This window comes from Nonomuraea sp. NPDC049625, assembly GCF_040675285.1.
Taxonomy (GTDB): Bacteria; Actinomycetota; Actinomycetes; order Streptosporangiales; family Streptosporangiaceae; genus Nonomuraea; species Nonomuraea angiospora_A.
In genome coordinates, this window is record NZ_JBFAOQ010000006.1 from 185,453 (window position 1) to 211,322 (window position 25,870).

The 25,870-nt window shown below is 74.3% G+C and carries 19 protein-coding genes; 14 read left to right on the plus strand and 5 right to left on the minus strand.

The window, feature by feature from the left end; genetic code table 11:
- Entirely contained in the window at positions 1–855 is an 855-nt protein-coding gene (locus tag AB0J87_RS26870; protein WP_363969396.1) for a nuclear transport factor 2 family protein, read from the minus strand.
- A gap of 104 nt (positions 856–959) precedes the next feature.
- Between AB0J87_RS26870 and AB0J87_RS26875 the strand changes: the two genes are divergently transcribed.
- The 3 genes from AB0J87_RS26875 to AB0J87_RS26885 all read left to right on the plus strand — a co-directional run bounded on the left by AB0J87_RS26875 (position 960) and on the right by AB0J87_RS26885 (position 3,770).
- Entirely contained in the window at positions 960–1,526 is a 567-nt protein-coding gene (locus tag AB0J87_RS26875; RefSeq protein WP_363969398.1) for a helix-turn-helix domain-containing protein, read from the plus strand.
- A gap of 70 nt (positions 1,527–1,596) precedes the next feature.
- Complete coding sequence (locus AB0J87_RS26880) at positions 1,597–2,511, plus strand: LysR family transcriptional regulator (RefSeq protein WP_363969400.1); 915 nt, start codon at positions 1,597–1,599, stop codon at positions 2,509–2,511.
- Between the two features lie 95 nt (positions 2,512–2,606).
- Positions 2,607–3,770, plus strand: a complete 1,164-nt coding sequence (locus AB0J87_RS26885) for an NAD-dependent formate dehydrogenase (protein ID WP_363969402.1) — start codon at positions 2,607–2,609, stop codon at positions 3,768–3,770.
- Between the two features lie 52 nt (positions 3,771–3,822).
- On the opposite strand, the gene AB0J87_RS26890 is transcribed toward AB0J87_RS26885, so the two are convergent.
- The gene (locus AB0J87_RS26890; protein WP_350732174.1) at positions 3,823–4,371 is read right to left on the minus strand and encodes a helix-turn-helix domain-containing protein; all 549 of its coding nucleotides are present in this window, start codon (positions 4,369–4,371) and stop codon (positions 3,823–3,825) included.
- An 86-nt stretch (positions 4,372–4,457) separates the two neighbouring features.
- On the opposite strand from AB0J87_RS26890, the gene AB0J87_RS26895 reads away from it, so the two are divergent.
- Positions 4,458–5,672, plus strand: a complete 1,215-nt coding sequence (locus tag AB0J87_RS26895; RefSeq protein WP_363969404.1) for a cytochrome P450 — start codon at positions 4,458–4,460, stop codon at positions 5,670–5,672.
- Between the two features lie 13 nt (positions 5,673–5,685).
- Positions 5,686–5,886: a ferredoxin gene (locus AB0J87_RS26900; RefSeq protein ID WP_363969406.1), complete on the plus strand. Its 201-nt coding sequence runs from the start codon at positions 5,686–5,688 to the stop codon at positions 5,884–5,886.
- Between the two features lie 63 nt (positions 5,887–5,949).
- Here AB0J87_RS26900 and AB0J87_RS26905 read toward each other — a convergent pair whose 3' ends face one another.
- The gene (locus tag AB0J87_RS26905; RefSeq protein ID WP_363969408.1) at positions 5,950–7,404 is read right to left on the minus strand and encodes a PucR family transcriptional regulator; all 1,455 of its coding nucleotides are present in this window, start codon (positions 7,402–7,404) and stop codon (positions 5,950–5,952) included.
- 106 nt (positions 7,405–7,510) lie between these two features.
- Here AB0J87_RS26905 and AB0J87_RS26910 point away from each other — a divergent pair, with 106 nt between their 5' ends.
- Genes AB0J87_RS26910 through AB0J87_RS26925 form a run of 4 tightly spaced genes read left to right on the plus strand, consistent with a single transcriptional unit; the run spans position 7,511 to position 11,682 of the window.
- Positions 7,511–8,404, plus strand: a complete 894-nt coding sequence (locus AB0J87_RS26910) for an ABC transporter substrate-binding protein (protein WP_363969410.1) — start codon at positions 7,511–7,513, stop codon at positions 8,402–8,404.
- Positions 8,401–9,240: an amino acid ABC transporter permease gene (locus AB0J87_RS26915; RefSeq protein WP_363969412.1), complete on the plus strand. Its 840-nt coding sequence runs from the start codon at positions 8,401–8,403 to the stop codon at positions 9,238–9,240. The genes AB0J87_RS26910 and AB0J87_RS26915 overlap by 4 nt, the downstream gene beginning before the upstream one ends.
- Positions 9,237–9,998 carry an amino acid ABC transporter ATP-binding protein gene (locus AB0J87_RS26920; protein WP_363969414.1) on the plus strand — a complete coding sequence of 254 codons (762 nt, stop codon included), beginning with the start codon at positions 9,237–9,239 and terminating at the stop codon, positions 9,996–9,998. Before AB0J87_RS26915 ends, AB0J87_RS26920 begins: the two co-directional genes overlap by 4 nt.
- 16 nt (positions 9,999–10,014) lie before the next feature.
- Positions 10,015–11,682, plus strand: coding sequence for a thiamine pyrophosphate-binding protein (locus AB0J87_RS26925; protein WP_363969416.1), 1,668 nt, complete (start codon positions 10,015–10,017; stop codon positions 11,680–11,682).
- Here the strand turns inward: AB0J87_RS26925 and AB0J87_RS26930 are convergent.
- Complete coding sequence (locus AB0J87_RS26930) at positions 11,679–12,515, minus strand: NAD(P)H-binding protein (RefSeq protein WP_363969418.1); 837 nt, start codon at positions 12,513–12,515, stop codon at positions 11,679–11,681. The genes AB0J87_RS26925 and AB0J87_RS26930 overlap by 4 nt on opposite strands.
- On the minus strand, positions 12,512–13,243 hold the full coding sequence (locus AB0J87_RS26935) for a hypothetical protein (protein ID WP_363969420.1): 732 nt from the start codon (positions 13,241–13,243) through the stop codon (positions 12,512–12,514). Before AB0J87_RS26935 ends, AB0J87_RS26930 begins: the two co-directional genes overlap by 4 nt.
- Before the next feature lie 209 nt (positions 13,244–13,452).
- Between AB0J87_RS26935 and AB0J87_RS26940 the strand changes: the two genes are divergently transcribed.
- The 5 genes from AB0J87_RS26940 to AB0J87_RS26960 all read left to right on the plus strand — a co-directional run bounded on the left by AB0J87_RS26940 (position 13,453) and on the right by AB0J87_RS26960 (position 25,862).
- Positions 13,453–14,319 (plus strand): DUF4132 domain-containing protein, encoded by an 867-nt coding sequence (locus AB0J87_RS26940; protein WP_350732156.1) that lies wholly within the window; start codon positions 13,453–13,455, stop codon positions 14,317–14,319.
- Positions 14,316–19,136 (plus strand): DNA-binding protein, encoded by a 4,821-nt coding sequence (locus tag AB0J87_RS26945; protein WP_363969422.1) that lies wholly within the window; start codon positions 14,316–14,318, stop codon positions 19,134–19,136. The genes AB0J87_RS26940 and AB0J87_RS26945 overlap by 4 nt, the downstream gene beginning before the upstream one ends.
- A gap of 74 nt (positions 19,137–19,210) precedes the next feature.
- A complete protein-coding gene (locus tag AB0J87_RS26950) occupies positions 19,211–20,341 on the plus strand; it encodes an AAA family ATPase (protein ID WP_350732152.1) in 1,131 nt (376 codons plus the stop codon).
- Positions 20,338–23,904 (plus strand): DUF5682 family protein, encoded by a 3,567-nt coding sequence (locus tag AB0J87_RS26955; RefSeq protein ID WP_363969424.1) that lies wholly within the window; start codon positions 20,338–20,340, stop codon positions 23,902–23,904. Before AB0J87_RS26950 ends, AB0J87_RS26955 begins: the two co-directional genes overlap by 4 nt.
- Complete coding sequence (locus tag AB0J87_RS26960) at positions 23,901–25,862, plus strand: SWIM zinc finger family protein (RefSeq protein ID WP_363969426.1); 1,962 nt, start codon at positions 23,901–23,903, stop codon at positions 25,860–25,862. The genes AB0J87_RS26955 and AB0J87_RS26960 overlap by 4 nt, the downstream gene beginning before the upstream one ends.
- The last annotated feature ends 8 nt before the right edge of the window (positions 25,863–25,870 follow it).

Consider the following 25,870-nt stretch of genomic DNA (forward strand, 5'->3'; position numbering starts at 1 on the left):
TCACGCGCCGGCCACCTCGCGCATCAGCTCGGCCGAGGCCATCGGGTTGCCGTAGTCGCGCGAGTGCACGATGAGCCCGTCCCGCACCGTCACGATCATGACGTACGTGGAGGCGAACGGCCTGCCCGTGGCCGTGACGGACCCGTGCAGGGTGAACTCGGCCACCACCACGTCCGGGTCCGCGGTCTCCAGCAGGTTGACCGCGTCCGCGCGCTCGAATCGCCACAGCCCCTTCACCGCCTCGACCCGGGCACGCAGGAGGTCGCTGCCGACCGAACGCGTGGGCACGCCCGGCGGGGCGAACGGGATCTCGATGACCACGTCCGGCGCGTACAGGGCGAGCATCGCCTCGTAGTCGCCGGTCGCCGAGACCTCGATCAGCCGCGCGGCGACCTCCCTGGCGCTCCCGGGCCGCACGGGCGCGAGCACGGCCGCCAGCTCGGGCAGCATGCCGACGGCTTCGGCGGCGCCCACGGCGTTGGGGTAGTCGAGGTAGGAGACCACGGCGCCGTCGCGGACGCGGATCACCCCGAGGGACGAGGCGAACCGGAACGGCGTGCCGCCGGCGCTGCCCTCCGGCTCGAACTCGACGACGACCACCTCCGGGTCGGCGGCCTCGTAGACGGTGGCGTGGACGTCGTCGAAGCTCAGCAGCCGCGCGATCCCGCCAGAGGCGCCCTGTTTCATGTGCTCTCGGATGGTTTGCACGCCTTCGAATCGGCGCGGCTGCCCGGGCATGCCGAACCGCAGCTCATAGACGGCGTCGTCGGCGAACACGGCGGTGAAGGCGTCGGCGTCCCTGCCCGCCAGGGCCTGGCGCAGGTGCTCGACGACCGCCTGAAGGTTCTCGGACATGGTGAATCCCCTCGGAGAGAACGGAATAGAATCGGAACGCACGCCCCGTTTCATGATTGGACGATACGGAACGCGCGCCCCGTTTGTCTAGAAGGGAGCCACCGATGACGCCGGACAAGCCGCTGCGCGCCGACGCCCGCCGCAACCGCGACCGCGTGCTGCAAGCCGCCGAGGCCGCGTTCTCGGCCGAGGGCATGGCGGTGCCACTGGACGAGATCGCCCGGCGGGCGGGCGTCGGCGCCGGCACGGTCTACCGGCACTTCCCCTCCAAGGAGGCGCTGTTCGAGGCCGTGATCCACGACCGGATCGGGCAGTTCGCCGACGAGGCCCACACGCTCTCGGCGGCGGAGCGGCCCGGCGAGGAGTTCCTCGCGTTCCTGGGCCGGGTGATCGATCAGGCGATGCTCAACAAGGCGTTGTGCGACGCCCTGGAGGCCGCCGGATCGCCGGTCAAGCCGTCCGACGGCGTCCAGCGCGACGTGTGGGAGGCCTTCGGCGCCCTGCTCGGCGCCGCCCAGCGCGCCGGCGCCGTCCGCGCCGACGTCGACGTCTCCGACCTGCGGGCCCTGCTGTCGGGGGCGCTCGCCATGGAACGCCACGCCCGCGACAGCGACCGTCCCGCCGGCCGGCTGACCGGGCTCCTGCTGGACGCCCTGCGCCCCCGCCCCTGACCGCTGCGGGAAGGCGCGCGGCGGGGGGATGGACGCGGCGCGGGCGGGCGGGGCATCCTGTGGCGTGCTGTTGCGCCAGTTGGAGTATCTGGTGGCCCTGGCCCGGGAGCGGCATTTCGCCCGTGCCGCCGCGGCCTGTCACGTCTCCCAGCCGTCGCTGTCGGCGGCCATCCGCAAGCTCGAACGCGAGCTGGACGTGCCCCTCGTCCGGCGCGGCCAGCGCTTCGCCGGGCTGACCCCGGAGGGCGAGCGGGTGCTGCTGTGGGCCCACCGGATCCTCGCCGACGCCGACGCCCTGCGCCAGGACCTGTCGAAGATGCGCGAAGGGCTGTCGGGCACGCTGCGGATGGGCGCGATCCCGACCGCGCTGACCGCCGCCTCGCTGCTGACCACGCCGTTCTGCGAGCGCTACCCGCACGTACGGGTCCTGCTGACCTCGCTGTCGTCGCGGGAGATCACGCGGCGGCTGGCCGAGTTCGAGATCGACATGGCGATGACGTACCTCGACGACGAGGAGGAGTTCGGCGAGGTGCATCCCCTCTACGAGGAGCGCTACCTGCTGCTTACCCCGTCCGACGGCGAGCTGGCCGAGCGCCGGGTGGCGCGCTGGGCGGAGGTGGCCGCGCTGCCGCTGTGCCTGCTGGCCCCCGAGATGCGCAACCGCCGCATCCTGGACGCCAACTTCCGCCAGGCCGGCGCGGTGGCCGTGCCCGCGATCGAGACCGACACCGTCTCGGCCCTGTTCGCGCACGTCGCGACCCACCGCTGGTCCAGCGTCATCGCGCACGCCTGGCTGCACATGTTCGGGGTGCCCGAAGGCATGCGCGTCGTCCGGCTGGAGCGGCCCGCCCGGGAGCCGCGCGTGGGGCTCGTCCTGGCCGGCACGGGCCCGGAGCCGGTGATGGCCCGGGCGCTGCTGGACCTGGCCCGCGACCTCGACCTGCGCGAGGTGTTCGACCGGCTCACCCACGACCACCTGGCATAGAAGCCCTCTATCACCCGATAGGCACAAACGCTTTGACCTGCGGATATACGGCGGCGGACAGTGAGATCATCCCCCGACGACGAGGAGCAGAGGCCATGGCCAAGGTGCTGTGCGTGCTGTACGACGACCCGATCGACGGATACCCCACCTCATACGCGCGGGACGGCCTGCCCGCGCTGACCGGCTACCCGGGCGGCCAGACGCTGCCCAGCCCCAAGGCGATCGACTTCACCCCCGGCCACCTGCTCGGCAGCGTCTCCGGCGAGCTGGGCCTGCGCCGCTTCCTCGAAGAACGCGGCCACACCCTGGTGGTCACCTCCGACAAGGACGGCGACGACTCGGAGTTCGACCGCGAGCTGGCCGACGCCGACGTGGTGATCTCCCAGCCGTTCTGGCCCGCGTACCTGACCGCCGAGCGCATCGCCCGCGCACCCAAGCTGAAGCTGGCCGTCACCGCCGGCATCGGCTCCGACCACGTCGACCTCGACGCCGCCATCGCCCGCGGCATCACCGTCGCCGAGGTCACCTACTGCAACAGCATCAGCGTCGCCGAGCACGTCGTGATGATGATCCTGTCCCTGGTGCGCAACTACCTGCCCTCCCACCGGACGGTGCTGGACGGCGGCTGGAACATCGCCGACTGCGTCGCCCGCTCCTACGACGTCGAGGGCATGCACGTCGGCACCGTCGCCGCCGGCCGCATCGGCACGGCGGTGCTGCGCCGGCTCAAGCCGTTCGACGTGCACCTGCACTACACCGACAAACACCGCCTGCCACGCGAGGTCGAGGAGGAGCTCGGGCTCACCTTCCACCCCGACGCCGCCGCCATGGTCCCGCACTGCGACGTGGTGACCGTCAACGCGCCGCTCCACCCGCAGACCGAAGGACTGTTCGGCGACGAGCTGATCGGCTCGATGAAGCGGGGCGCGTACCTGATCAACACCGCCCGCGCCAAGATCGCCGACCGCGACGCGATCGTGCGCGCGCTGGAGAGCGGGCAGCTCGCCGGCTACGCGGGTGACGTCTGGTACCCCCAGCCCGCGCCCGCCGACCACCCCTGGCGGACCATGCCGCACCACGGCATGACCCCGCACATCTCCGGCTCCTCCCTGTCGGCCCAGGCGCGTTACGCCGCCGGCACCCGCGAGATCCTCGAATCGTGGCTGGAGGGCACGCCGATCCGGGAGGAGTACCTGATCGTGGAGGGCGGCGCCCTGGCCGGGGCCGGCGCCCATTCCTACACGACCCGGACGCGTTGACACGACCGGGTCGGAAGGCGGCGGGCGCCTCCCGCGCCCGCCGCCCCGGGAATCAGGGCTCCAGGCCCTTGCGGAGCAGCAGCCACGCCCTGTCGGCGGTCTCGCGCCGCAGGTCCGCCGGTATCTTGGCGAGCAGCCCCGCGATCATGCCCAACGCCGTCACCAGATCCTCGGCGGTGACGTGCTCGCGCACGCGGCCGGCCTCCCGCGCCCTGGCCAGCGGCCCCTCCAGCAGCGCCTCCACCTGGTAACGCAGGCTCATGATGCGCGGATCCGTGGCGCTGACCATCGCGATGAACGCTGTCGAGGCGATGGCCTGATCGGTCGTCAGCGCCAGCACGTCGTCGAGCGTGGCCGCGGGATCGGTGGCCAGCGCCTCCAGCGCCTTGATGCCGTCGTCGAACACGGCCAGCGCGAGGCTGACACGGTCGGGGAAGTGCCGGTAGAGGCTGCCCTGGCCGACCCCGGCCGCCCGCGCGATCGAGGTGAGCGGCGCGTCGAAGCCATCCGTGGCGAACAGCTCGCGGGCCGCCTCGATCAGCGCCGCGCGGTTCTCGGCGGCGGCGCTGGGGCCTCTGTTGGGTCGACGCGTGTTGGGCATAGGAGTACGGTAGCAACCGGACGACATCGTCCGGTATTCCTGGAGCGCAACATCGCCAGTTCCGTACCCTTTTGAGGAGATACCGCATGACGCAGAGCGAGCAGGTCCTGAGCTATCCGATCCCGAGCGAGGCGGCGCTGGAGCCGCCTGCCGAGTGGGCGGACCTGCGGGGGAAGTGCCCGGTCGCGCGGGTCACGCTGCCCAGCGGCGACGAGGCCACGCTGCTCACCCGGTACGAGGACGTCAAGCAGGTGCTGGCCGACCCGCGCTTCACCCGCCTGCTGAACGCGCCCGACGCGGCCCGGCTGTCGGCCAACGACGACGGCGGGCTGTTCAGCAGCGAGATGGCGGCGATCATCCCGGACAGCGGGGAGCCGCACCAGCGGTGGCGGCGCCTGGTCGGCAAGTACTTCACCGCCAAGCGCATGGCCGCCCTGCGGCCCGCCATGGCGCAGATCGCCGAGCAGCTCATCGACGACATGGTCGAGCACGGCGCCCCCGGCGACCTCAAGGCGTCCTTGGGCTTCCCCCTGCCCGTGTACGTGATCTGCGACCTGCTCGGCGTGCCCGCCTCCGACCGGGACCGCTTCGCCCACTGGTCGGACAGCCTGCTCAACCTGACCAAGTTCACCCAGGCGGAGACCGACGCCTCGCAGGCCGAGTTCATCCAGTACATGTCCGAGCACGTGGCCGCCAAGCGGGTGACGCCGGGCGACGACCTGCTCAGCGAGCTGATCGAGGCCAGCGCCGCCGAGGGCGAGGGCCTGACGGACGTCGAGCTGCTGGCCACCGGGATGGGGCTGCTCGTGGCCGGGCACGAGACCACCGCCAACATGATCGGCAAGATGGTGGGGATGCTGCTGGCCGACCGCACCCGCTGGGAGCGGCTGCTGGCCGACCCGTCGCTGGTGCGTACGGCGGTGGAGGAGGTGCTGCGCTTCGACGCCAACTCCGGCTTCGGCCTGCCCCGCTACCTGAAGGAGGAGACCGAGGTCAGCGGCACGGTGCTGCCCCGCGGCACGACCGTGATCTGCAGCATGGCCGCCGCCAACCGCGACGAGAGCGTCTTCGACGCGGCCGCCGAGATGGACCTGACCCGCACCCCGAACCCGCACCTGGCCTTCGGCTCCGGCTCCCACTCCTGCCTCGGCCAGTCCCTGGCCCGCACCGAGCTGCAGGTCGTCCTCGAGGTGCTGCTGCGCAAGCTGCCCACCCTGGAGCTGGCCGTGCCGGTGGAGGAGCTGCACCGGGTGGAGGGCCTCGTGGTCGGCGGCTTGCGCCAGGTCCCGGTCCGCTGGTGAGGAGGAGACTCAGATGAAGATCATCGTGGACGAGGCCAAGTGCTGCGGCGCGGGCCAGTGCGTGCTGATCGCGCCGGAGGTGTTCGACCAGAACGAGGACGACGGCATCGTCATCCTGCTGGAGGCCGAGCCCGCCGCGGACCGGCATGCCGCCGTGCGTGAGGCCGCCGCCGTCTGCCCGGCGGCCGCCATCCAGGTGGACGAGGACGCCTGAGCCCTGACCGCGCCCGCCCGGCCCCGGGCCACCCGGGGCCGGGCCTCCCGAGCTGTCGCGGCGTCAGTCCATGAGACCGAGCTGGCGACCCGCCCGCAGGGCCAGCCAGACCTCCGCGAACGCGGCGGTGGACGTCAGGTCGCGGCCCGTCAGCTCGGCGAACCTGCGCAGGCGGTAGGCCAGGGTGTTGGGATGGATGTGCAGCGCGGTCGCGGCGTCCTCGGTGCGCCGGTCACGCTCCATCCAGGTCCGCACGGACGTCAGGAGCTGGGACCCGTGCGCGGAGTCGTAGGCGAGCGCCTTGCCGAGCACGTTCTCGACCAGCGCGGTGAGCGCCCACGGGTCGTCGGGCAGCCACCGGCCGGTGGTGTCGTCGCCGTAGTGGATCAGCGCGCGTCCCGACTCGGACGCCGAGGAGGCCGCCCACACCGCCTCCCGCTTGGGGATCTGCATGGACTCCCCCGGCGGGAACGGCCTGCTCATGCCCGCCGCGACGCCCGGCAGCGCGGCGATCGCCGGGCCGAGGGCGGGCGAGCCGAGCACGTAGCGGTCGTCGCCGCGGCGCAGCATCAGGTGCGGCGCGTCGTCGAGCGCCCGGTGGATGGCCTCGTCGGGCACGTTCCTGATCACGAGGAGGGCCAGCTCGGCCTCCACGGGGATGCCCATCCTGACCAAGCGCCGCCGCGCCGCGGCCGGGTCGAGGACGTCCTGGAGCAGCTCGGACAGGGTCTCGGCGCCCTGGCGGCGTAGCGTCTCGCGCTCGTTGCGGGCCATGGCCACCTGCAGGGCGGCAACCGTGGCGATGTGCTGCACCACGGCCAGCCCGGCGGGCCTGGCCCCCTGGCGCTCGAAGGCGACGAGGAAGCCCGCCGGGCCTCCCGGCGCGGGCACGGGCAGGACGAAACCACCGGGGATGGTGGGCGGCGCCTCCGGCTCGGAAGGCAGCACCGCGACGTCGGGCACCGGCACCCCCGGCAGCAGTGGCCGCCCCTGCGTGGTGCACAGATAGACCTCGTATCCGGACAGCCGCTCCAGCCGCTTGAACAGCGTCGCGCTGTCGAGATCCTCGGCCGCCAGCCAGCGCAGCGCCCCGAACACCTGCAGCTGCGCGCCGAGGCGCTGCCTGGCGTCCTCCTGCACGGCCGCGGCCACCTCCTGGGCGATCGCGATGAACGGCACGGCCAGCGGCACCTCGAGCACGGGCATCCCCCGCTCCTCGGCGGCCTGGATGAACGCGTCGTGCAGCGGCGGCACGTGCAGCGCCGCCGACAGGGCGAGCGCCGACACGCCCGCGTCGTCGAGCCGCTCCAGGTAGGCGCGCTGTTTGGCGGCCTGGCGCGGGATCGCGATCCCCGTCGTCATGATGACCTCCGCGCCGAGCAGCCACGGCGTGGGGTCGTCGAGCTCGCTGACGTGCGCCCACGACACCGACCGCCCCAGCCCCGCCTCACCGGCCAGGAGCCGTAGCTGGAGTGCGGGAGAGCGCAGCAGGTCCTCCACGGACACCTTTGTGGTCACCCACAAAGGATATGGCGGGTCTTGAGTGCTGCCCCGATTGAAGGTTGGGGGTACGGCCTTCACACTCGGTAGTCATTCGCCCCTGTTCGGGAAGGCACGGCACCACATGAGAAGAGCACTTGCCATCACCCTCTTCGCCGGATTGGCCCTCACCGGCTGCGCCGCGCCCGAGGAGACCACCACGGCGGCCGCCCCCAAGACCGAGATCGCGGCAGGCGCGAAGGACGAGGCGGCCGCCCAGCTGCTCCCGGCCGACATCCGGCAGGCCGGCAAGATACGGGTGGCCTCCGGCGTCTCCTTCCCGCCCATGGAGTTCTTCGACACCGACAACAAGACCGTGCTCGGGTTCGACGCCGACCTCGGCAAGGCGCTCGGCGAGGTGCTGGGCGTGGAGTTCGCCTTCGAGAACGTCAGCTTCGACGGCATCATCGGCGGCCTCAACGCGGGCCGCTACGACCTCGGCCTGACCAGCATGCTCGACAAGAAGGAACGCCAGGAGCAGGTGGACTTCGTCGACTACCTCAAGTCCGGGTCGGCGCTCATGGTGGCCAAGGGCAACCCGCAGGGCGTCAAGGAGGCCCTCGACATGTGCGGCAGGAAGGTCGCGGTCGAGAAGGCCGCGACCGGCGACCTGCTCGTGGACGACGTCACGAAGAAGTGCGCCGGGGCCGGCAAACCGGCCGTGGAGAAGGTCCCCTTCCCCGACCAGGCGAGTGCCGTACAGGCCCTGCAGTCCGGGCGGGCCGACATGGTCGCCGCGCTCGACCTGACCCTGGCCTACAGCGTGAAGCAGGCTCCGCAGCAGTTCGAGGTCGCGGTGAGCGCGATCGACCCGCTTCCCGTCGGCATCCCGGTCCCGAAGGGCAAGCCGCAGTTGCGTGACGCCGTTCAGGCCGCGCTGAAGAAGCTCATCGCGAACGGGACCTACGACCAGCTCCTGGCCAAGTGGAACCTCCAGGCGCAGGCGTTCAAGGACGCCGCGATCAACGCGGGCTCATGACCAGCGCCCGGGAGCACATGACCGAGCCGATCGTGCCGCTGCGGCGGCCCGGCCGGTGGGTGGCCGCCGCGGTGCTCGCGGTGCTGGCCGCGATGGCGGTCAACTTCGTGGTGACCACCCCGGCGCTCCGGCCCGACCTGGTGGCCGGCTACCTCTTCGAGCGCTCGATCATGCGCGGGCTGCTGCTCACGGTCGAGTTGACGGCGCTGGCCATGCTGGCGGGCGCCGTGCTCGGCACCGCGCTGGCGATCATGCGGCTGTCGGACAATCCGCTGCTGCGCTGGGTCGCCGCCGCCTATGTCTGGCTCTTCCGCGGCACGCCCATCCTGGTCCAGCTGCTGTTCTGGTTCTTCCTGGGCGCCGTGATGCCGCGGATCAGCCTGGGCGTCCCCTTCGGCCCCGAGTTCTTCTCCGCGCCGGTCAACGCGCTGATCACGCCGTTCACCGCGGCCATCCTCGGCCTCGGGCTGAACGAGGCGGCGTACATGGCCGAGATCGTCAGAGCGGGCATCGGCTCGGTCGACCACGGGCAGCGGGAGGCCGCCGAGGCGCTGGGCATGCGGCCCGCGCTGGTCTACCGGCGGGTCATCCTGCCCCAGGCGGCCCGGGTGATCGTGCCGCCGACCGCCAACGAGGCGATCTCGATGCTCAAGCTCACCTCCCTGGTGCTGGTCATCGGCCTCCCTGACCTGCTGACCAGCGCCCAGCTGATCTACGGCCGCAACTTCCAGCAGATCCCGCTGCTGATCGTCGCCAGCCTCTGGTACCTCGTCCTGACCACGCTGCTGACCTTGGCCCAGTCACGGCTCGAACGACGGTTCGGAGGCCGATCGTGAACGAACTGCTCAGCGCGCGGGGCGTGCGCAAGAGCTTCGGGAAGGTCGAGGTGCTCAAGGGCGTCGACCTGACGGTCCACGCCGGCCAGGTGGTGTGCCTGCTCGGCCCGTCGGGCTCGGGCAAGTCGACCTTCCTGCGCTGCGTCAACCACCTCGAACGGCTCGACGCCGGGGAGATCTGGGTCGACGGCCACCTGGTCGGCTACCGCCGCTCCGGCGGCAAGAAGTACGAGATGCGCCCGCGCGAGGTGGCCGACCAGCGACGGGACATCGGCATGGTGTTCCAGCGCTTCAACCTCTTCCCGCACCGCACCGCGCTGGAGAACGTCATGGAGGCGCCCGTGTACGTGCTCGGCCGCCCCCGCGAGGCCGTCCGGCAGGAGGCGCTCGACCTGCTGCGGCGGGTCGGCCTGGAGGAGCGGGCCGGCCACCTCCCCGCTCAGCTCTCCGGGGGCCAGCAGCAGCGCGTGGCCATCGCCCGGGCCCTGGCCATGAAGCCCAAGCTGATGCTGTTCGACGAGCCGACCAGCGCGCTCGACCCCGAGCTCGTCGGCGAGGTCCTCGACGTGATGAAGGACCTGGCCGGAGCGGGGATGACGATGGTCGTGGTGACGCACGAGATCGGGTTCGCCCGCGAGGTCGCCGACCACGTCGTCTTCATGGACGACGGGCTGGTCGTCGAGGCGGGACCGGCCGCCGAGCTGATCGCCCGGCCCAGGCACGAGCGGACCAGGGCCTTCCTGGCCAAAGTCCTGTAGAGGAAAGGATCCGACCATGTCACGGGGACAAGCCGTGCGGACGGGCGGCGACCTGGTCGTCGAGTCGCTGGCCGCGCTCGGCGCCACCACGGTCTTCGGCGAGCCGGGGCAGCACGCGCTCGGCCTGTTCGACGCGCTGCGCCGCTCTGACCTGCGCTACGTGGGGTGCCGTACCGAGCTGAGCGTCGCCTTCGCGGCCGACGGCCACGCCCGCGCGACCGGCTCGGTCACGCCTTTGATGGTCTCCACCGGCCCGGGCGCGCTGGGCACCCTCCCCGCGCTCATGGAGTCCCGCGCGGCCGGCGTCCCCGTGCTGGTCGTCAGCAGCCAGATCCCCGCGGACGGGCTGGGCGGGCGGCGCAAGGGCTACCTGCACGAGCTGCCGGACCAGGCCGCGGCCTTCAGGGACGTCGTGAAGTCGGCCCACGTGGTGCGGACGGCCGGGCAGATCGCGCCGGCGCTGGCCGAGGCGTGGGAGCTCGCGCTGACCGCCCCCGCGGGCCCGGTCCTGGTGGAGATCCCGCAGGACGTGCTGCTCGCCGAGACCGGGATCCCGGCGGTGACCGAGCTCCGGGTGGCGCCGAGACCGCTCGCCCCGCGGGCCGAGCTCGTCGCCGCGGCGGCGGACCTGCTGGTACGGGCGGCCAATCCGGTGATCCTGGCCGGCGGCGGGGTGGTGCGCGCCGGCGCCCAGGCGGCCCTGCTGGAGCTGGCCCAGGAGCTGGACGCGCCGGTCGCCACCACGTTCGGCGCGAAGGGCGCCTTCCCCTGGGAGCACCCGCTGTCGCTCCAGTCGTGGCTGGAGGACCGGCACCTGACGGCGTTCCTGGAGGAGGCCGACGTGCTGCTGGTCGTGGGCTCGGGGCTGGGGGAACTGTCCAGCAACTACCACACGATGCGGCCGCGGGGCCGGGTGGTGCAGATCGAGGCCGATCTCGGCAAGCTCGAGTCCAACCATCCGGCGCTGGCCGTCCACGCGGACGCCCGGGCGGCGCTGGAGGAGCTGGCGCGGGCCGTGAAGGGCGCGCGTACCGGCCGGGACGGGGCAGCGGGCCGGCCGGGGGACCAACCGGCGGTGCGGTCGGCGGCCCAGTCGGCGGTACGCGACGTGCTCGGGCGCGTCGCCGCGCGGCTGGACGCGCAGGACCTCGCGCTCGAACGGTCGCTGCTCGCGGCCATCGACCGCGCGCTACCGGAACAGGCCCTGAGCTTCTGGGACATGACGATCCTGGCGTACTGGGCCTGGTCCGCCTGGCCGCGGCCGATGGAGTCGGCGCAGGGCGCGGGCGGGCTCGGCTACGCGCTGCCCGCCGCGCTCGGCGCGGCCGCCGCCACCGGCGGGCCGGTGCTCGCGGTCAGCGGCGACGGAGGAGCGATGTACGGCCTGGCCGAGCTGGCCACGCTGCACCAGCACCGGCTCGACGTGACCTGGCTGATCGTGGACGACGGCGGCTACGGCATCCTGCGCGAGTACATGACGGACGCGTTCGGCGCCGCCACGGGGACCGAGCTGGCCAGGCCGGACTTCGCCGCCCTCGCGGCGGCCTTCGGCGTGCCGGCCCGGCGCACCACTCCGGAGGACCTGGAGAGCGACCTCGCGCAGGCGCTGCGGACCCCGGGGCCGAGCGTCGTCGTGCTGCCCGCGACCCTGCGCATGTTCGCCCCCACCCACCTGGCGGGCTAGCTCTTGCGGAAGGCGTCCGCGTGGTCCCGCGCCCACTGCTCGAACGTGCGCGGCGGCCGTCCGAGCACGTCCTCCACGGTCGGGTGGACCGTCGTCTCGTCGAGCGTGCCGTCCACGAAGAACTGGAAGAAGGCGTCGACGTACTCGACCGGCATGCCCGCCTCCATCTCGGCGCGCGCCTGGCTGTTCGTCAGCCCTTCGCACCGCAGGTCCCGGCCCAGCACCCGGCTGAGAACGGCGACCTGGTCGGCGGGCAGCAGCGCGCGGGAGCCGGTCAGCTCGTGGATCCGGCCCTCGTGCTCGCCGCTCAGCAGCGCGCGGGCCGCGACGGCCGCGATGTCGTACGGGTCGACGGCCGCGACCGGCACGTCGGCGAACGGCACCCGCACCACGTCGCCGGCCTCGAGCTGCGGGAGCCAGCGCAGCGCGTTGGACATGAACGACCTGGGCCGCAGGAAGGTCCAGGCCAGACCCGACTCGCGCACGGCCCGCTCCGAGAGCGTCATGTAGCGGGAGACGGCGTTCCCGAGGTCCTCCAGCGCGGCCGAGCCGCCGGACAGGAGCACGACGTGCCGCACGCCGGCGTCGCGGGCCAGGGCCAGCAGCCCGGGCATGTCCGCGTAGCCCGGCATGAGGAACAGCCCCTGGGCGCCGTCGAGCGCTCCGGCCAGGCTCTCCGGCCGGTTGAGGTCGCCGGTCACGGGCTCGGCGCTGGCCGGGAGGGCGGCGCGGCGCGGGTCCCGGACGAGCGCCCGGACCGGCCGGCCGGCCGAGGCCAGCGCGGCGACGAGTTCGGAGCCGACGTTACCGGTGGCGCCGGTCACTAAGATCATGCCGCCAGCCTATCGGGGGTCACAACCGCCGGACGCAGGTGACGGAGGCCGCCGACGATGGCCGTCTCGGTCCCGAACACGGTCTTGCGCTTCTTGGTCTTCGGCGCGGTCAGGCAGCTGCCGGGCTCGTACCTGGGGCCGACGTCCGTGGCGTCCTCGCCGGGGCCGACGCAGACGTACGAGCCGTTCCACTTGTAGGCGTACGACCAGATCCTGCGCTCGCACGCCTTCTTCGTCCTTGTGAAGGAGCGGATCCTGCCGGGGCCGTGGGCGTCGAAGCAGGCCCGTTCCTGGACGTCGCCGTCCTGGATGAGCGTGCAGTCGCCGGCCTTCAGGACGCCGCCGCCCTTGCCGGGGTCCCCGGGATGCGGGCCGACGCGGTTGCGCAGGCAGGCCGTCCGGGAGCCCGCCGGGGCGTCCAGCCAGCCGTCGGAGTCGGGCGGGCACTTCGCGGCACCCTCGCCCTGGGCCACCAGCCGGATGATCCGCACGCCGGCCGTCGCCAGGGTGCAGTCGACCGGCACCGGGACCTGGGCGTCCGGTTTGGGCACCCGGACGTCGAGGCAGAGGCCCTGCGCCCAGGCCACCGGCGCACTGGGGGACGGCGTGCCGGCGGACGGGGAGCTCGCCGTGGAGGGGGTCGTTTCCGCAGGTCCGTCGCCGCTGCACGACGTCAGGGACAGGACCGCCGCCAGCCCGCCGATCACGATCGAAGACCTGCCGCCCACGAACCGTCACCCCCGCGCGCTCGCCCGTCGCGACGATCGTCGGGCACGGCCCGCACCGTGACAAGACCGCTTGCCCGATAATTCGCGAGATCCACGCATTTGTCGGTCAGGGCCGCTAGGTTCGGCGCAACAACAGCGGCAGGGGCACGGAAACCCCTGCTCATTCGAGGTTTCATGCCCGGATTCGGGCGTCTGGAAGGCGGGGACCGTTGGGTTGGCTGGCAGCGGGCGACGGGTACGAGGTTGCCCTGATAGAAGGCCGGGTGGCGGCGCGAGCCACCTCCGGCCGATCGGCGGGACGGCAGCTGAAATCGCTGCCGAAGGCGTTGCGTGATCACCCCGAGGTGGACCGGCTGCGCCGGTTCGCCGAGTGGCTCGACCGCCACGCCGCCGCGTGCGTGGCGCAGGCGGACCTGTGGATGGTGTCGTCCCTGCCCGTGCCGACCGGGCTGCTGGCCCGGGTGTGGCCGGACGAGGCGTGGCAGTCGGCGCTGCGCGACCTGGCCGTGGTCGGCGACGACCCCGACGAGGTGGGCTTCCTGCGCGACGCCACCGAGACGGGCGAGCTGCGCGTGGTCAACCTCGACGGCGAGACCGTACGGCTGTCGCCGCGCACGGTGACGCTGCCCCACCCGGTGCTGCTGCCCGACCTCGACGACCTGCGGGAGTTCGCCGCCGAGCTGGGCGTGGTCCAGAAGGTCGAGCAGATCCACCGCGCCACCTGGCGCAAGCCCGCCGACCTGGACGTCAGGGCGACGACCGTGACGGAGTTCTCCGGCGGCACGTACGACTCCCGCTTCGGCCTGGCCGCGCGGGCCACCACGCTCGGCTACCGGGTCACCGGCGGCTACGCCACCTGCCGGGTCCGCGACGCCGGGGCCATCACCGAGGCGAGCGTCTGGATCGGCGAGCCGTACTGGGAGGACGAGGTGAGCACGGGCGGCCTGACCTGGCAGGACCTCGACGGCAGGACGCTGCCGCTGCGTGAGGTCGGCCCGGTGGCCTGGTCGGAGGGGATGCGGATGGCCGCGGCGCTGTACGCGGGGCGCAAGGTCGAGGAGGGCAAGGACGCATGAGTGAGCAGTTGCTGAAGGCGGGGGCGATCCTGCCGCCGGACACCGAGATCGCGGTCGAGGGCGCCGTGCCGATGACCGCCCGCCGCTACCGTCACCCCGTGCTCGACGACCGCGTGGTCGTGCGCCTGGTCGCGGGCGAGCTGGGCGCGGCCGAGGACCTGGCCGCCGGGTTCCTGGGCCTGGAGCCCGACGGGGAGCCGGCGGTGGTCGGGCTCGGGTTAAGGCGTTCGCTCGGCTTCCCCGAGTGGGTGCTGGTGCACTACCCCGGCGACGGGCAGCACGCGCTCGCCGTCGTCCCGGAGCTGGAGCGGATCTCCCGCCAGGCCAAGTCCAAGCCCAAGAACGCGCTCGACGGCTACCACGAGCTGGCCCGCCGGCTCGGCGCGTCCGTGCCGCACTTCCTGCCCACCTTCTACGAGCAGGCCGGGCGGGTGTTCATCGGCGTGGAGAACGCCACCTACGCCTCCCAGATGTTCTCCAGCGCCCGCAAGGCGGAGGCCGAGCACGGGCTGGAGGTCGACGAGGACCGGCTCGACTCGGTGTTCCTGGAGTTCGCGCTGGCGGGGGCGCTGCCGGTCAAGGTGCTGTCCGGTTACGCCAAGGAGCTGGCCGCCCGGGTGTCCGCCGACGAGGCGCTGCGCCGCTTCTCCCAGCTGTGCGTGCGGCGCACGGCGGGCGGGATGCCCCCCTCCGCCCAGATGGCCACCGACCTGCGCCGCCTGGCCAGGGCGGCCGGCGTGGACGCCGACGCGACCGAGCAGTCGTACCTGCGCGAGCTGCTCGCCCTGCCCGCCACCCTGCGGGCCGCCACCGGCTGGTGGAAGGCGCACCGCGCGGCGATCGGGGCGCTGGGCGCGCGCGAGCCCGAGGTGCGCGCGACGCTGCTCGCCGTCATGCCGCAGAGCCACGACAACGACGTGCCCGGTGTGTGGCTGGACGTCCTCGAGGCGGCGGGCGCCGTCGACGAGCTCGTCTCGGGCCAGGTGCCGGAGGACGGCGCGTCGGGCTGGCTCCGGCGCTTCCTCACCACCCGCAACGCCACCTATGGCCTGCCGCCGCGGCTGCCGGTCCTCTACACGCTCGTCGAGCGGGCCACCGACCGGCTGCGCGCCGAGCTCGCCGGCACCACGACCCGGCTGACGGACCCGTACGACGTCGATCTGCTCGACCTGTTCCTCGCGCTCGGCCTGCCCGTGGCCGACCCCGGTGAGGGCGACTACCTGCGGCTGGAGCACTGGGCGAAGGGCGAGGGGCAGCGCGACCTGGCCGCGCTGGCCGCCGACGGCCGGTTCACGGCGGCCTTCCAGCGCTCCGCCGACACGTTCACGGGCGACTCCGACGGGCTGCGCGCCGTCCGCCTGCTGGCCGCCTCCGACGGCAGCCGGCCGATGCTGGCCGAGTGGGTGCGCAAGGTCTGCGCGCGGTCGACGTCCGCCGGGCTGCCCGAACTGCCCGAGGCGCTGCGGCGGCTGTCCTGGCTGCCGGGCGAGGCCCTGGTCCTGGCCGAGGACGAGGTACGCCAGGCCGCCGCGGCCGACGTCTCCCCCGTGCTCGCCCGTACGCTGCGGACCGGGATCTTCGATGAGCTGGGCTGGCCGGCCTGGGAGGAGGCCGCCGCGACCCTCGTACCGAGGAAGGACGTCGACGACATCGTGGTCGCCGACGCCTGGCCGTACCTGATCGCGGCGGGCTCCCGGCAGGTCCGCGTGCTCGATCGCGAGGGCGCCGTGCTCACCCACGACCTGCGCATCCCGCCCAACGACACGTATAACGACATCGGCTACCACTACGTCGACGGCGACCTGTTCGTCTACTGGCAGTCCCGCACCGCCGACTACGCCTACCGCGGCTACTGGCACACCTCGGCCGACCGCGTCCATGCCGTCGAGAGCCAGAGCGGCAGCACCCGGGGCACGCGCATGGACTGGTACCGCGGCGACGACGCGGTCACCCTGGCGCTGCCCGGCGGCGGCCGCACCACCGGGCTCGGCGTGGTGCACCCCGGCGACACCACCGTCCCCCTCGAACGGTCCGTGATCACCGACGGCACCTCCTACTGGGTGTGGACCTGGGACGGGTCCGACCACGACACCCTCGGCTGGCACGAGTACGACCCGGTCAGCGGGGAGCACGGCAGGAAGAGCATGCCCGCCTTCCTCACCGACATCCCCGCGGGCACGACGTTGCACGGGGGCTGGCTGCTGCCCGCCCCGTCCGAGGAGGCGACCCCGGGGAGCGTGCCCGTGGGCGGGCTGCTCGGCTGGCGGGTGACGCGGCTGCCCGACGGTTCGCTGCGCGGCGAGGACCTGTCCGGCCGCGCGGTCACCCTCCCGCCCGACGGCGGCAAACCGGCGCGCATCCTGACCTTCCCCGGCACCGACCGGCCCGTGGCCGTCCTCAAGGGGAGCTACCGGGTCGAACTGGTCGATGCCGACGGCGTGCGCGTCTCCACCGCCAAGACCGACGCCGCTCCCGGCGCGTTCGGCGAGGGCACGATCATCCTGCCGCCGCTGCGCTACTGGCACCACCTGCGGGCGAGGGACCCCGAGGGGTCGGCCGCCCTGCGCGAGCTCGGCCCGGACACCGCTTCGCGGCTGCTGGCCGCGGCCCGCGAGGAGGACCTGCCGGCGCGGATCCGGGAGCTGCTGCCCCAGGTCAGCCACGACGGGCTGGTGGCGGGCATCGCCGGGATCGTGCGGTTCGCCGGCGCGCAGCAGGCCTCGCTGGACGCCGTCGCCGCCAGGCTCACCGAGGCACTGGCCGGCGGACACCGCGAGCAGGCTCCCGTGGGCCCCACGGACTACGAACTCCAGGAGGCGCTCAGCGGGCTGGACATCTCCACCTCCTACTACTGGCGCCACGAGACCGACGGGGCCTTCCAGCAGGTCCGGAGGATCCAGGCGCTGGCGGACGACGCTCCGGCCGGGGTGGGTCACATCCACCTCGACCGGCCGGAGCTGCCGTACTCCAGCCTGGACTGGGAGCCGATGCTCGACCACCTGGCCGCGGTGGCCTACCGCACCGGATCGGCGACCATCGCCGAGGAGCACCGCGTCACACAGGAGCGGCTGCTGCAGGCCCTGGCCGAGGCCGGGCTGCCCACGGCGGCCGACCCTTCGCAGTGGCGCCGCGTCGCCGTCCACCTGCCCAACCGGTACCTGAAGAAGCCCGACGGCGAGTGGCGCGAGGGCAACTGGTTCGGGGGCCTGCCGCTGGAGGGCGGCGCGTTCCTGGTGCTCTTCGGCCACGACTCGCCCGACGACTCCGCGACCCGGTGGACGGCGCTGTTCCACGACCCGTCCGGGCGGTTCGACGTGCCGCAGCCGTACACGCTGAGCTCCTCCGGCCCGGTCGGCGTGGATCGGCCGCAGGGGTGGCTGGAGGCGTTCCGCGCCGAGCTGGCCGAACGCGGGCCCGCGCCCTGGCGGCCGGAGGCGGCCGAGGAGTTCTCCCGGCTCACCGGCGTCTCCCTGACGATGGCCCGGCTGGTCGTGGCAGGCCTGCCGTCCGTCGACTCGTACGAGCACTCCTTCCTCGCCAAGGAGACCCGCACCACGATCGGCGTGAAGGTGGCCGACGCCGCCATCGCCCGCAACGAGCTGCGCAAGATCGGCGCGGGGATCCGGCGGGCGGTCGTCGCCGCGCTGCTGCCTCAGGAGCCCGCCCGGCTCTGGAGCGACGGTCCCGACGTGGCCGCCGCGGCGGCCGTCTGGAACGACAGGATCGGCCACCAGATGGCCGTGCCCGAATGGCTGCTCGGCGAGGCGTCCCGCACGGTCAGGACCGGGTGGGACACCGGCCGCGCGCTGCGCGCCCTCATCGACCCGGCCGGCGAGCCCGAGCTCGGCCGCGACCTGGCCTGGGCCATCCGGGGCGACCGCGCCCACCCCGCCGACCAGAACGCCACCGGCTTCACGGCCGACACCCTGCACACGGCCATCGTGATGTCGCGCTGGCTCGCGCACCGGCTGCCCGCGGGCGACCCGATCAGGGCCGCGCTGCCCGGCGCGCTGGCCGCCGTACGCGACCGGCTGGCCGCCCCCGGCCTGCTGCTCGACCTCGGCCGGTACGTCGACCTGCCCGCCTTCCGCAAGGCGGCCGGCACGCCCACCGAGACCGGCGAGGGGTACGAAAGGTACGGCGCCGTCCTCATGGCCACCCACGACGACCGGCCCGCGCCCGCCGTCCGCGTGTCGCTCCTGGACGAGGCCGGCGACGACCCCTACCTGCGGGCCCTCATCGGCTCGGAGGGGTCGTTCCCGGCCATGGACGCGCTGCGGACCGTCCGCGGCCCGCGCTTCGAGGCCCTGCTGGCCGACCCCGGGGACCCGCTCGCCGGGGAACGCGGGGCCGACGGCACGTGGTGGCCGCAGGACCCCAGCCGTTCCGTGCCCCACCTGGTCGTCGAGGTGGCCAAGGAGTTCGGGCTGGGCGAGGACGCCGCGACCGCGTACCTGATGCTGCTGGCCATGCCCGACCCGGCCGACCGGAACGCGGCGCGGTGGACCGGCTGGAAGCCCGCCCGGCTCAAGTCGGCCCACGCCGAGCTGGCCGACACCGACCTGGTCGTGCGGGCCACCCGCGAGCGGGCGGGGCGGTCGCTGTTCCTGCCCGGCGGGTGGACGGCGCAGAGCGCGCCGCGGCTGCCGCTGGAGCAGTGGAAGCTCGCGATGTTCGACGTGACGGAGTCGACCGGGATTCCGCTCGTGCCCGCCGAACCCGCCGCCGACCTGTACGCCAGGGCCTGGGGACGGGTGCGGGACGGCGACGCGCCGCGCTTCGAGGAGCTGAAGGTGAAGCGCGGACGCCGCCGCTGACCCTGCTCGGGGCGCGCCCCTTCTCCGGGGCGCGCCCATTCCATCCACCGATGACTCAGAGGACTTCTCTTCTCATGACCTTGACCGAAGATCGCGCCCCCTCGGCCCGGCAGGTGCTGCCCGCCGAGGAGCGCCACGCCGCCGAACTCGCCTTCCTCGCCGCCCACGACTCCGGCCCCCGCCCGCCCGGCTGGGCGCTGACCCCGCGCGCGGTCGTCACCTTCATCTGCGGCAGCGGTGACGAGACGCTGGACGGCCGGATGAAGATCGCGCCCAAGTTCGTCGGCGAACGGGCCCTCGTCGAACGCTGCGTCGTCACCCTCGCCGGCGAGCGCGGCCTGCTCCTGGTCGGCGAGCCCGGCACCGCCAAGTCGATGCTCTCGGAGCTGCTGGCCGCCGCCGTGTGCGGCACCAGCGCGCTCACCGTCCAGGGCACCGCCGGCACGACCGAGGACGCCTTCCGCTACGGCTGGAACTACGCCCTGCTCCTCGCCCAGGGCCCCAGCCGGACGGCGCTCGTCGACTCGCCCGTGCTGACCGCCATGCGCTCCGGCCGCGTCGCCCGGGTGGAGGAGATCACCCGCTGCCTGCCCGAGGTCCAGGACGCGCTCGTGTCGATCCTGTCCGACCGGCGGGTCAGCGTGCCCGAGCTGGCCGGGACCGAGGACGCGCAGGTCGCGGCCGCGTCCGGGTTCACCGTCATCGCCACGGCCAACCTGCGCGACCGCGGCGTCTCGGAGATGTCGGCCGCCCTCAAGCGGCGCTTCAACTTCGAGACCGTCGGCCCCATCTCCGACGCCGACGCCGAGGTCTCCCTGGTACGCCGCCAGGCCACGGCCGTCGTCGAGCGCGCCGGCGCGACCTTCGGGGTGGACGACGCCGTGCTCGACGCGCTGGTCACCGTCTTCCGTGACCTGCGCTCCGGCCGCTCCACCGAGGGCTGGGACGTCGAACGCCCCGGCACCGTCATGTCCACGGCCGAGGCCGTGCAGGTGGCGGCCTCGCTGGGGGTGGCGGCAGCGTACCTGCCCACCGGGGACGTGCTGGACCTGGTGCCCGGTCACCTGCTGGGGGTCGTGCGCAAGGACGACCCCGCGGATCACGGGCGGCTGCTGGGCTACTGGGACGGGCCGGTACGCAGGCGCGCGGAGGACGGGTCGGCGATGTGGCGCCGCCTGTGGGACCTGCGGGAGAACCTCCGTTGACCGCTCAGAGCCTCAATCCGCCCGCCCCGGATCTGGATCCCCGGGAGGCGGTCGCCGAGCTGGCGGCCTCGTCGCGGCCGTACCTGCTGGGGGTGCGGCACCACAGCCCCGCCCTGGCCGTGGTGCTGCCCGCGCTGCTGGACGCCGCCGACCCCGAGGTGGTCTGCGTCGAGCTGCCGGCGGACTTCCAGCCCTGGCTCGCGCACCTGGCCGACCCGGGGACGCAGGCCCCGGTGGCGCTCGCGGGGGCCCGGGTCGACGGCGGGCTCGGGTTCTACCCGTTCGCCGACTTCTCGCCCGAGCTGGTGGCCATCCGGTGGGCCTGGAAGCGCGGGGCGGAGGTGGTCTGCTGCGACCTCCCGCTGTCCGACCGCGGCTGGGACGCCACCGCGCCGGCTCCCCTCGCCGAGGAGGCGGGCCCGCGTGGTGTCTCCTTCGCCGAGGGGCTGGCCAGGGCCGGCAGCGGGCGTGACGGCGACGACATGTGGGACCGCGCCGTCGAGGTCCTCGCCCCCGGTTGCGAACCCGAGGCCGTCCGCCGCGCCGCCCTCGGCGTCGGCTGGGCCCTGCGCCGCGACGCGGAGACCGCGGGCGGCGTGCCCGCGATGGACCTGGCCCGCGAGGACCACATGCGCCGCGTCCTCGCGGTCGCCGCGGCCGGTGGCCGCCGGGTCGCGGCGGTGATCGGCGCCTTCCACGCGCCCGCGCTCCGCCTGCCCTCCGACGAGGCCACCGACGAGGCCACCGGCCCCGCCGTGGGGCCGGCTGACGGGGCCGGGCCGGTGCCCGTGACCTCGCTCGTGCCGTACGCGTTCGACCTGCTCGACTCCCGGTCCGGCTACCCGGCCGGCATCCGGGACCCGCGCTGGCAGCAGGCCGTGTTCGCGGCCGGAGGCGATCCCGGGAAGGTCCGGGACGGCGCCGCGCGCGCCATCACGGACCTGTGCCGGGAACTGCGCTCGGCCGGGCACACCGCGGGCACCGGCGAGGCCGTCGAGACGCTGCGGCTCGCCTGCGACCTGGCCGGCCTGCGCGGCCTGCCCGCCCCCGGGCGCGGCGAGCTGCTGGAGGCGGTGACGACCGTGCTCGGCCAGGGCGAGCCGCTCGGCCGGGGACGTGCTCTGGCGCGGGCCCTGGACACCGTGTTCGTCGGCACCCAGCGGGGCAGGACCGCGCCCGGCACGCCGCGTTCCGGGCTCGGCCCCGCCGTGGAGGCCGATCTCGCCGCTCTGCGCCTCCCGTGTCCCGACAACCCGGAACCCCGGGAGGTACGTCTCGATCCGCTCCGCTCCGACCTCGACGCCCGCCGCGAGGTGGCCCTGCAGCGCCTCCTCGTCTGCGGCGTCAACTACGGCGAGCCGATCGAGGTGATGGGCACGGGCGACGGAGCCGCGCTCACCACCAGGTGGCGGCTGGCCTGGACCCCCGCGGTCCCGGCCCTGCTGGACCTGGCGGGCGTGCGCGGTGTGACCCTCGCCCAGGCCGCGGCCGGGACGCTGCGGGAGACGTACCGCCGCGAGTCGGCGGACGGCGGCCCGACCTGCGCCCTCATCCTCGGCGGCCTGCGCGCCGCGGCCGGCTGCGACCTGCCCGACCTGGTGGCCGACCGCCTCGCCGACGCCGCCGTCACGCTGCCCGCCACCGCGAGCCTCGCCGAGCTGCTCCAGGCCCTCGACCTGCTGGAGGCCCTGCGCCGCCGGCACCTGCCCGGCACCACGCCGGAGGGCCGCGAGCAGGCCGGAGAGCTGTCCGGCACCCTCCTGGAGGCGGCGGTACGCGCCCTGCCGGGGCTGGCGGGCAGCGATCAACCGGAGGACGCGGTCGCCCTGGTCGCCCTCGCCTCCCGGGCCGGCGAGGAGCGCCTGGGCCTGCGGATGGACGACGCTCTGGCGGTGCTCGCGCGTACGGCCTCGCCCCTCATGCAGGGGGCGGCGCTGGCCGCCCGCGTGCTGCTGGACCTGGACGGCCCGGCCTCGCTCGGAGACCGGGCGGCCGGCTGGATCGACACCGCCACCGGCCCCGACGCCCGCCTGCGGCTGGCCCGGCTGCTGACCGGCGTGCTCACGGCCGCCGGGCCGCTGCTCCAGTCGGCCCCCGCCGCGCTCGACCCGCTCATGAACCGGGTGGACGGGCTCACGGACAAGGAGTTCCTGGACCGGCTGCCGGCGTTGCGCGGCGGGTTCGACACGCTCAGCCCGGCCGGCCGCGCCCGGCTGCTAGGGGTCGTGTCCGAACGGCTCGGCGACCGGCTCGACGTGGCCCTGCACGCTCCGCCGGCGCTGCTGGCCCTCTGGACCGCTGCCGACGCGGCCGGCCTGGAGGCCCTGCGCGCGCTCCGGCTCCCCATCCCCATCGAGAGCACCCCGGCACCGGCGGATGAACCGCAGGCCGGGACCTCGGAGGAGCCGGAGGCGGTCGCCGTTCCCGTGACCGACATACACCGCAGGCTGAGGCCCGCGGACCGGTGGCGGTTGCTGCTCGGCCGGGAGTCGGAAAACCTGCCCCCCAACGCCCGCTCGTACGCCCGCGCCCTGGACGAGCTGTACGGGTCGGGCCGCGGCGAAGGCGCCAACGACTTCGGGCCCGCCCCGGGGGACGGGGGCGGCAAGGAGGCGCCGTTCCCCACGGCACGCGAGTGGTCGGAGGAGCTGGAGGCGCTGTTCGGCACCGAGGTACGCGAGGAGGTCCTGGCCCGCGCCGCCGATGCCGGACGCCACGACGTGCTGACCGAACTCGACCCCGCCTCCGTCCGGCCGTCCGTGGACCTGCTGACCTCCGTGCTGTCCCTGGCCGGTGGCCTGCCGGAGCAGCAGGTGGCCAAGCTGCGCCCGCTCGTACGCCGCCTGGTGGACGAGCTGACCCGCGAGCTTGCCACCCGCCTGCGGCCCGCCATGACCGGGGTCGCCACGCCGCGCCCGACCCGCCGGCCCGGCGGCAAGCTGGACCTGCCGCGCACCCTGCGCGCCAACCTGGCGCACACGCGCCGCCTGGACGACGGCCGGCTCGTGGTGGTGCCGGAGCGGCCGGTGTTCAGCACGCGTTCGCGCCGGGAGGCCGACTGGCGGCTGATCCTGGTGGTGGACGTCTCCGGCTCCATGGAGGCGTCGGTGATCTGGTCGGCGCTGACGGCCGCCGTGCTGGCGGGGGTGCCGACGCTGTCCACGCACTTCCTGTCGTTCTCCACGCAGGTGATCGACCTGACCGACCGGGTCAGCGACCCGCTGTCCCTCCTGCTGGAGGTACGGGTCGGCGGCGGCACGCACATCGCCGCCGGGCTCGCCCAGGCCCGTACGCTGGTCACGGTCCCGAGCCGCACGCTCGTCGTGGTGGTCAGCGACTTCGAGGAGGGCTACCCGATCGGCGGCCTGCTCGCCGAGGTGCGCGCGCTGGCCAGCTCCGGCGTGCACCTGATGGGATGCGCCGCCCTGGACGACGACGGCGTACCCCGCTACTCGATCCCCGTCGCCCAGCAACTCGTCGCGGCCGGGATGCCCGTGGCCGCGCTCAGCCCGCTCGCCCTCGCCCGATGGGTGGGCGACCGCCTCCGCGGAGAACACCGGTGAACCCCTCCACGTCAACCAGTCCCGAAACCGCTCCGGAGACCGTCCCGTCCGGCTCTCCCGGTGGCGGCGGGCCGCTGCCGCCGGTGACCCCGGAGGTGGTGGCCGCCGCCGTCGAGAGCCTGACCTCGCGGCTGCGCAAGAAGCTGGACGCGGCGATCGAACAGTACGCGGCCCTGCCCGTCACGGCCGGCGGGGAGGGCGTGTGGATCGCCTGCGGCGAGGACGCGGTCGTCACGCTCTCGCCGGGGCCGTCCGGGGTGATCACCGATGGTGGCCAGGCGTCGTGCAGTTGCCTGCTGGCGCCGCGCTGTCTGCATCGTGCGGCCGTACTGAGCGCCTGCCCGATCGGGGACGCGCTCCCCGGCGGAGAGGAGACCGCCTCCCGCGACTCCTCCGACGCCGAACCCGCGCTCGCCGGATCCGACGGCGCGCAGACGGCCGCGGAGCCGGAGGTCAGCGGCACACCTGACAGTGCGGCTGAGGGGGCAGACGAGGCGACGGGGCCCACGGCGGCGCAGGTGGCCGCCGCGACCGGGCTGTGGGCCGCTGCCGCCGCCGTGCTGTCCGCCGGGGTGCCCGCCGCCGGCGCGGTGCCCCAGGCCGAGTTGCTGAGGGCCGCGCACACCGCCCGCCTCGCGGGGTTGCCGGGAGCGGAGGCCGCCGCGCTGCGGGTGGTGCGGGGGCTGCGCGCCGCCCGCGCCCGCCACGACGGCCACCGCCTCGCCGACCTGGTCTCCGCCCTGCGCGAGCTGCTGCTCACCGCAGGCCGGCTGGCCGGGGCGGACCCCGACCCGGCGCTGGCCGGCACCGTACGGCGCAACTACCAGCCGGGCGGGAGCCTGAAGGTGTACGGGGTGTTCAGGGAGCCGGTGATCAGCGCCACCGGGTACGGCGGCGTGGTGACGCACGTGGTCGCGGAGGACGGCCGCTGGTATTCGGTGGCCGACGTCAAGCCGGGCGGATCGGCCCGTGCCCGTGGAGCCGCCACCGCGCCGGTCGCCATCGGCCCCGCCATGCTGAACCACTCCCAGCTCTCCCGTGCCGGGCTGCTGATCGTCGGCGCCACCGTCTCCCCGGACGGGCGCCTCGGGGCGGGCAAGGGTGTACGGGCCACCCCCGTCTCCGGCATGCCGTGGACGGAGGGGCCGATGGCGGCCCTGTTCGCCCGGCCGCTGGCGGAGGCGGCGGGCGCCCGGCTCTCCGGTCACGCCTGGAGCGAGTCGGACACGGCGGAACAGGCCCGCGAACCGGTCGGCTGCGACCTGGTCATCGTCGGCGCGGCAGGCGACCACGTACTGGCCCGCGCGGTGCTGCCCGATTCCGGGGGTGACGTGCGGGGCCACGGTCCGCTGATCCGGCTCGTCCCGGCCAGTCACCACCCCGAGCTGGCCCACGTCGACAACCTGCGGCGCCTCGCCTCCCGTCCGGGCCTGCTCGTACGGGTGGTGGGCCGGGTGGAGCCGGACCGGGTGGCGACGCTGCTCCCGCTGGCGGTCGGTCCGGTTCCCGGCACCGAGGCGACGCTGCGCCTGCCCCCCGACTGGCAGGGGCACGCCGACCTCGGGTACGACCGGCTCCAGGGAGCCCACCTCCCGCCCCAGGACGCCTGCCCGCCGCCCCCGGACGGCGACGAGGTGGACCCGGTGGCCGGCGCGCCGCTCTGGCGGGTGCGCAGGCTGGTCGAGCTGGCCGTGTCCGGCGGGAGGCGGGCGGTGGCCGAGTCGGCCCGCAACGGCGAGTCGTACATCCAGCTGCGCAGCGCCGGGTTCCAGGCCGCCGCCGACCTGGTCACGGGGCTGACCGCCGAGGCGGACCGCCGGAGCCGTGACGTGTTCGGGCGGTTGACGGACACGGGGCCGGACCGGTACGCGTGGGCGTGGGTGGCCGCCGCCACCCACCTCGCCGCCACGGAACGGGCCATGATCCACGCCTCCTGGCAGCCCGAGGAGGCCCTCTGACCAACCCG

Bases quoted from the DNA above. Each gene is read 5' to 3' on its own strand.
- AB0J87_RS26875 (WP_363969398.1), top strand. From the start codon at position 960: ATGACGCCGGACAAGCCGCTGCGCGCCGACGCCCGCCGCAACCGCGAC.
- AB0J87_RS26885 (WP_363969402.1), top strand. From the start codon at position 2,607: ATGGCCAAGGTGCTGTGCGTGCTGTACGACGACCCGATCGACGGATAC.
- AB0J87_RS26945 (WP_363969422.1), top strand. From the start codon at position 14,316: ATGAGTGAGCAGTTGCTGAAGGCGGGGGCGATCCTGCCGCCGGACACC.
- AB0J87_RS26900 (WP_363969406.1), top strand. From the start codon at position 5,686: ATGAAGATCATCGTGGACGAGGCCAAGTGCTGCGGCGCGGGCCAGTGC.
- AB0J87_RS26930 (WP_363969418.1), bottom strand. From the start codon at position 12,515: ATGATCTTAGTGACCGGCGCCACCGGTAACGTCGGCTCCGAACTCGTC.
- AB0J87_RS26895 (WP_363969404.1), top strand. From the start codon at position 4,458: ATGACGCAGAGCGAGCAGGTCCTGAGCTATCCGATCCCGAGCGAGGCG.
- AB0J87_RS26925 (WP_363969416.1), top strand. From the start codon at position 10,015: ATGTCACGGGGACAAGCCGTGCGGACGGGCGGCGACCTGGTCGTCGAG.
- AB0J87_RS26915 (WP_363969412.1), top strand. From the start codon at position 8,401: ATGACCAGCGCCCGGGAGCACATGACCGAGCCGATCGTGCCGCTGCGG.
- AB0J87_RS26950 (WP_350732152.1), top strand. From the start codon at position 19,211: ATGACCTTGACCGAAGATCGCGCCCCCTCGGCCCGGCAGGTGCTGCCC.
- AB0J87_RS26910 (WP_363969410.1), top strand. From the start codon at position 7,511: ATGAGAAGAGCACTTGCCATCACCCTCTTCGCCGGATTGGCCCTCACC.
- AB0J87_RS26890 (WP_350732174.1), bottom strand. From the start codon at position 4,371: ATGCCCAACACGCGTCGACCCAACAGAGGCCCCAGCGCCGCCGCCGAG.
- AB0J87_RS26870 (WP_363969396.1), bottom strand. From the start codon at position 855: ATGTCCGAGAACCTTCAGGCGGTCGTCGAGCACCTGCGCCAGGCCCTG.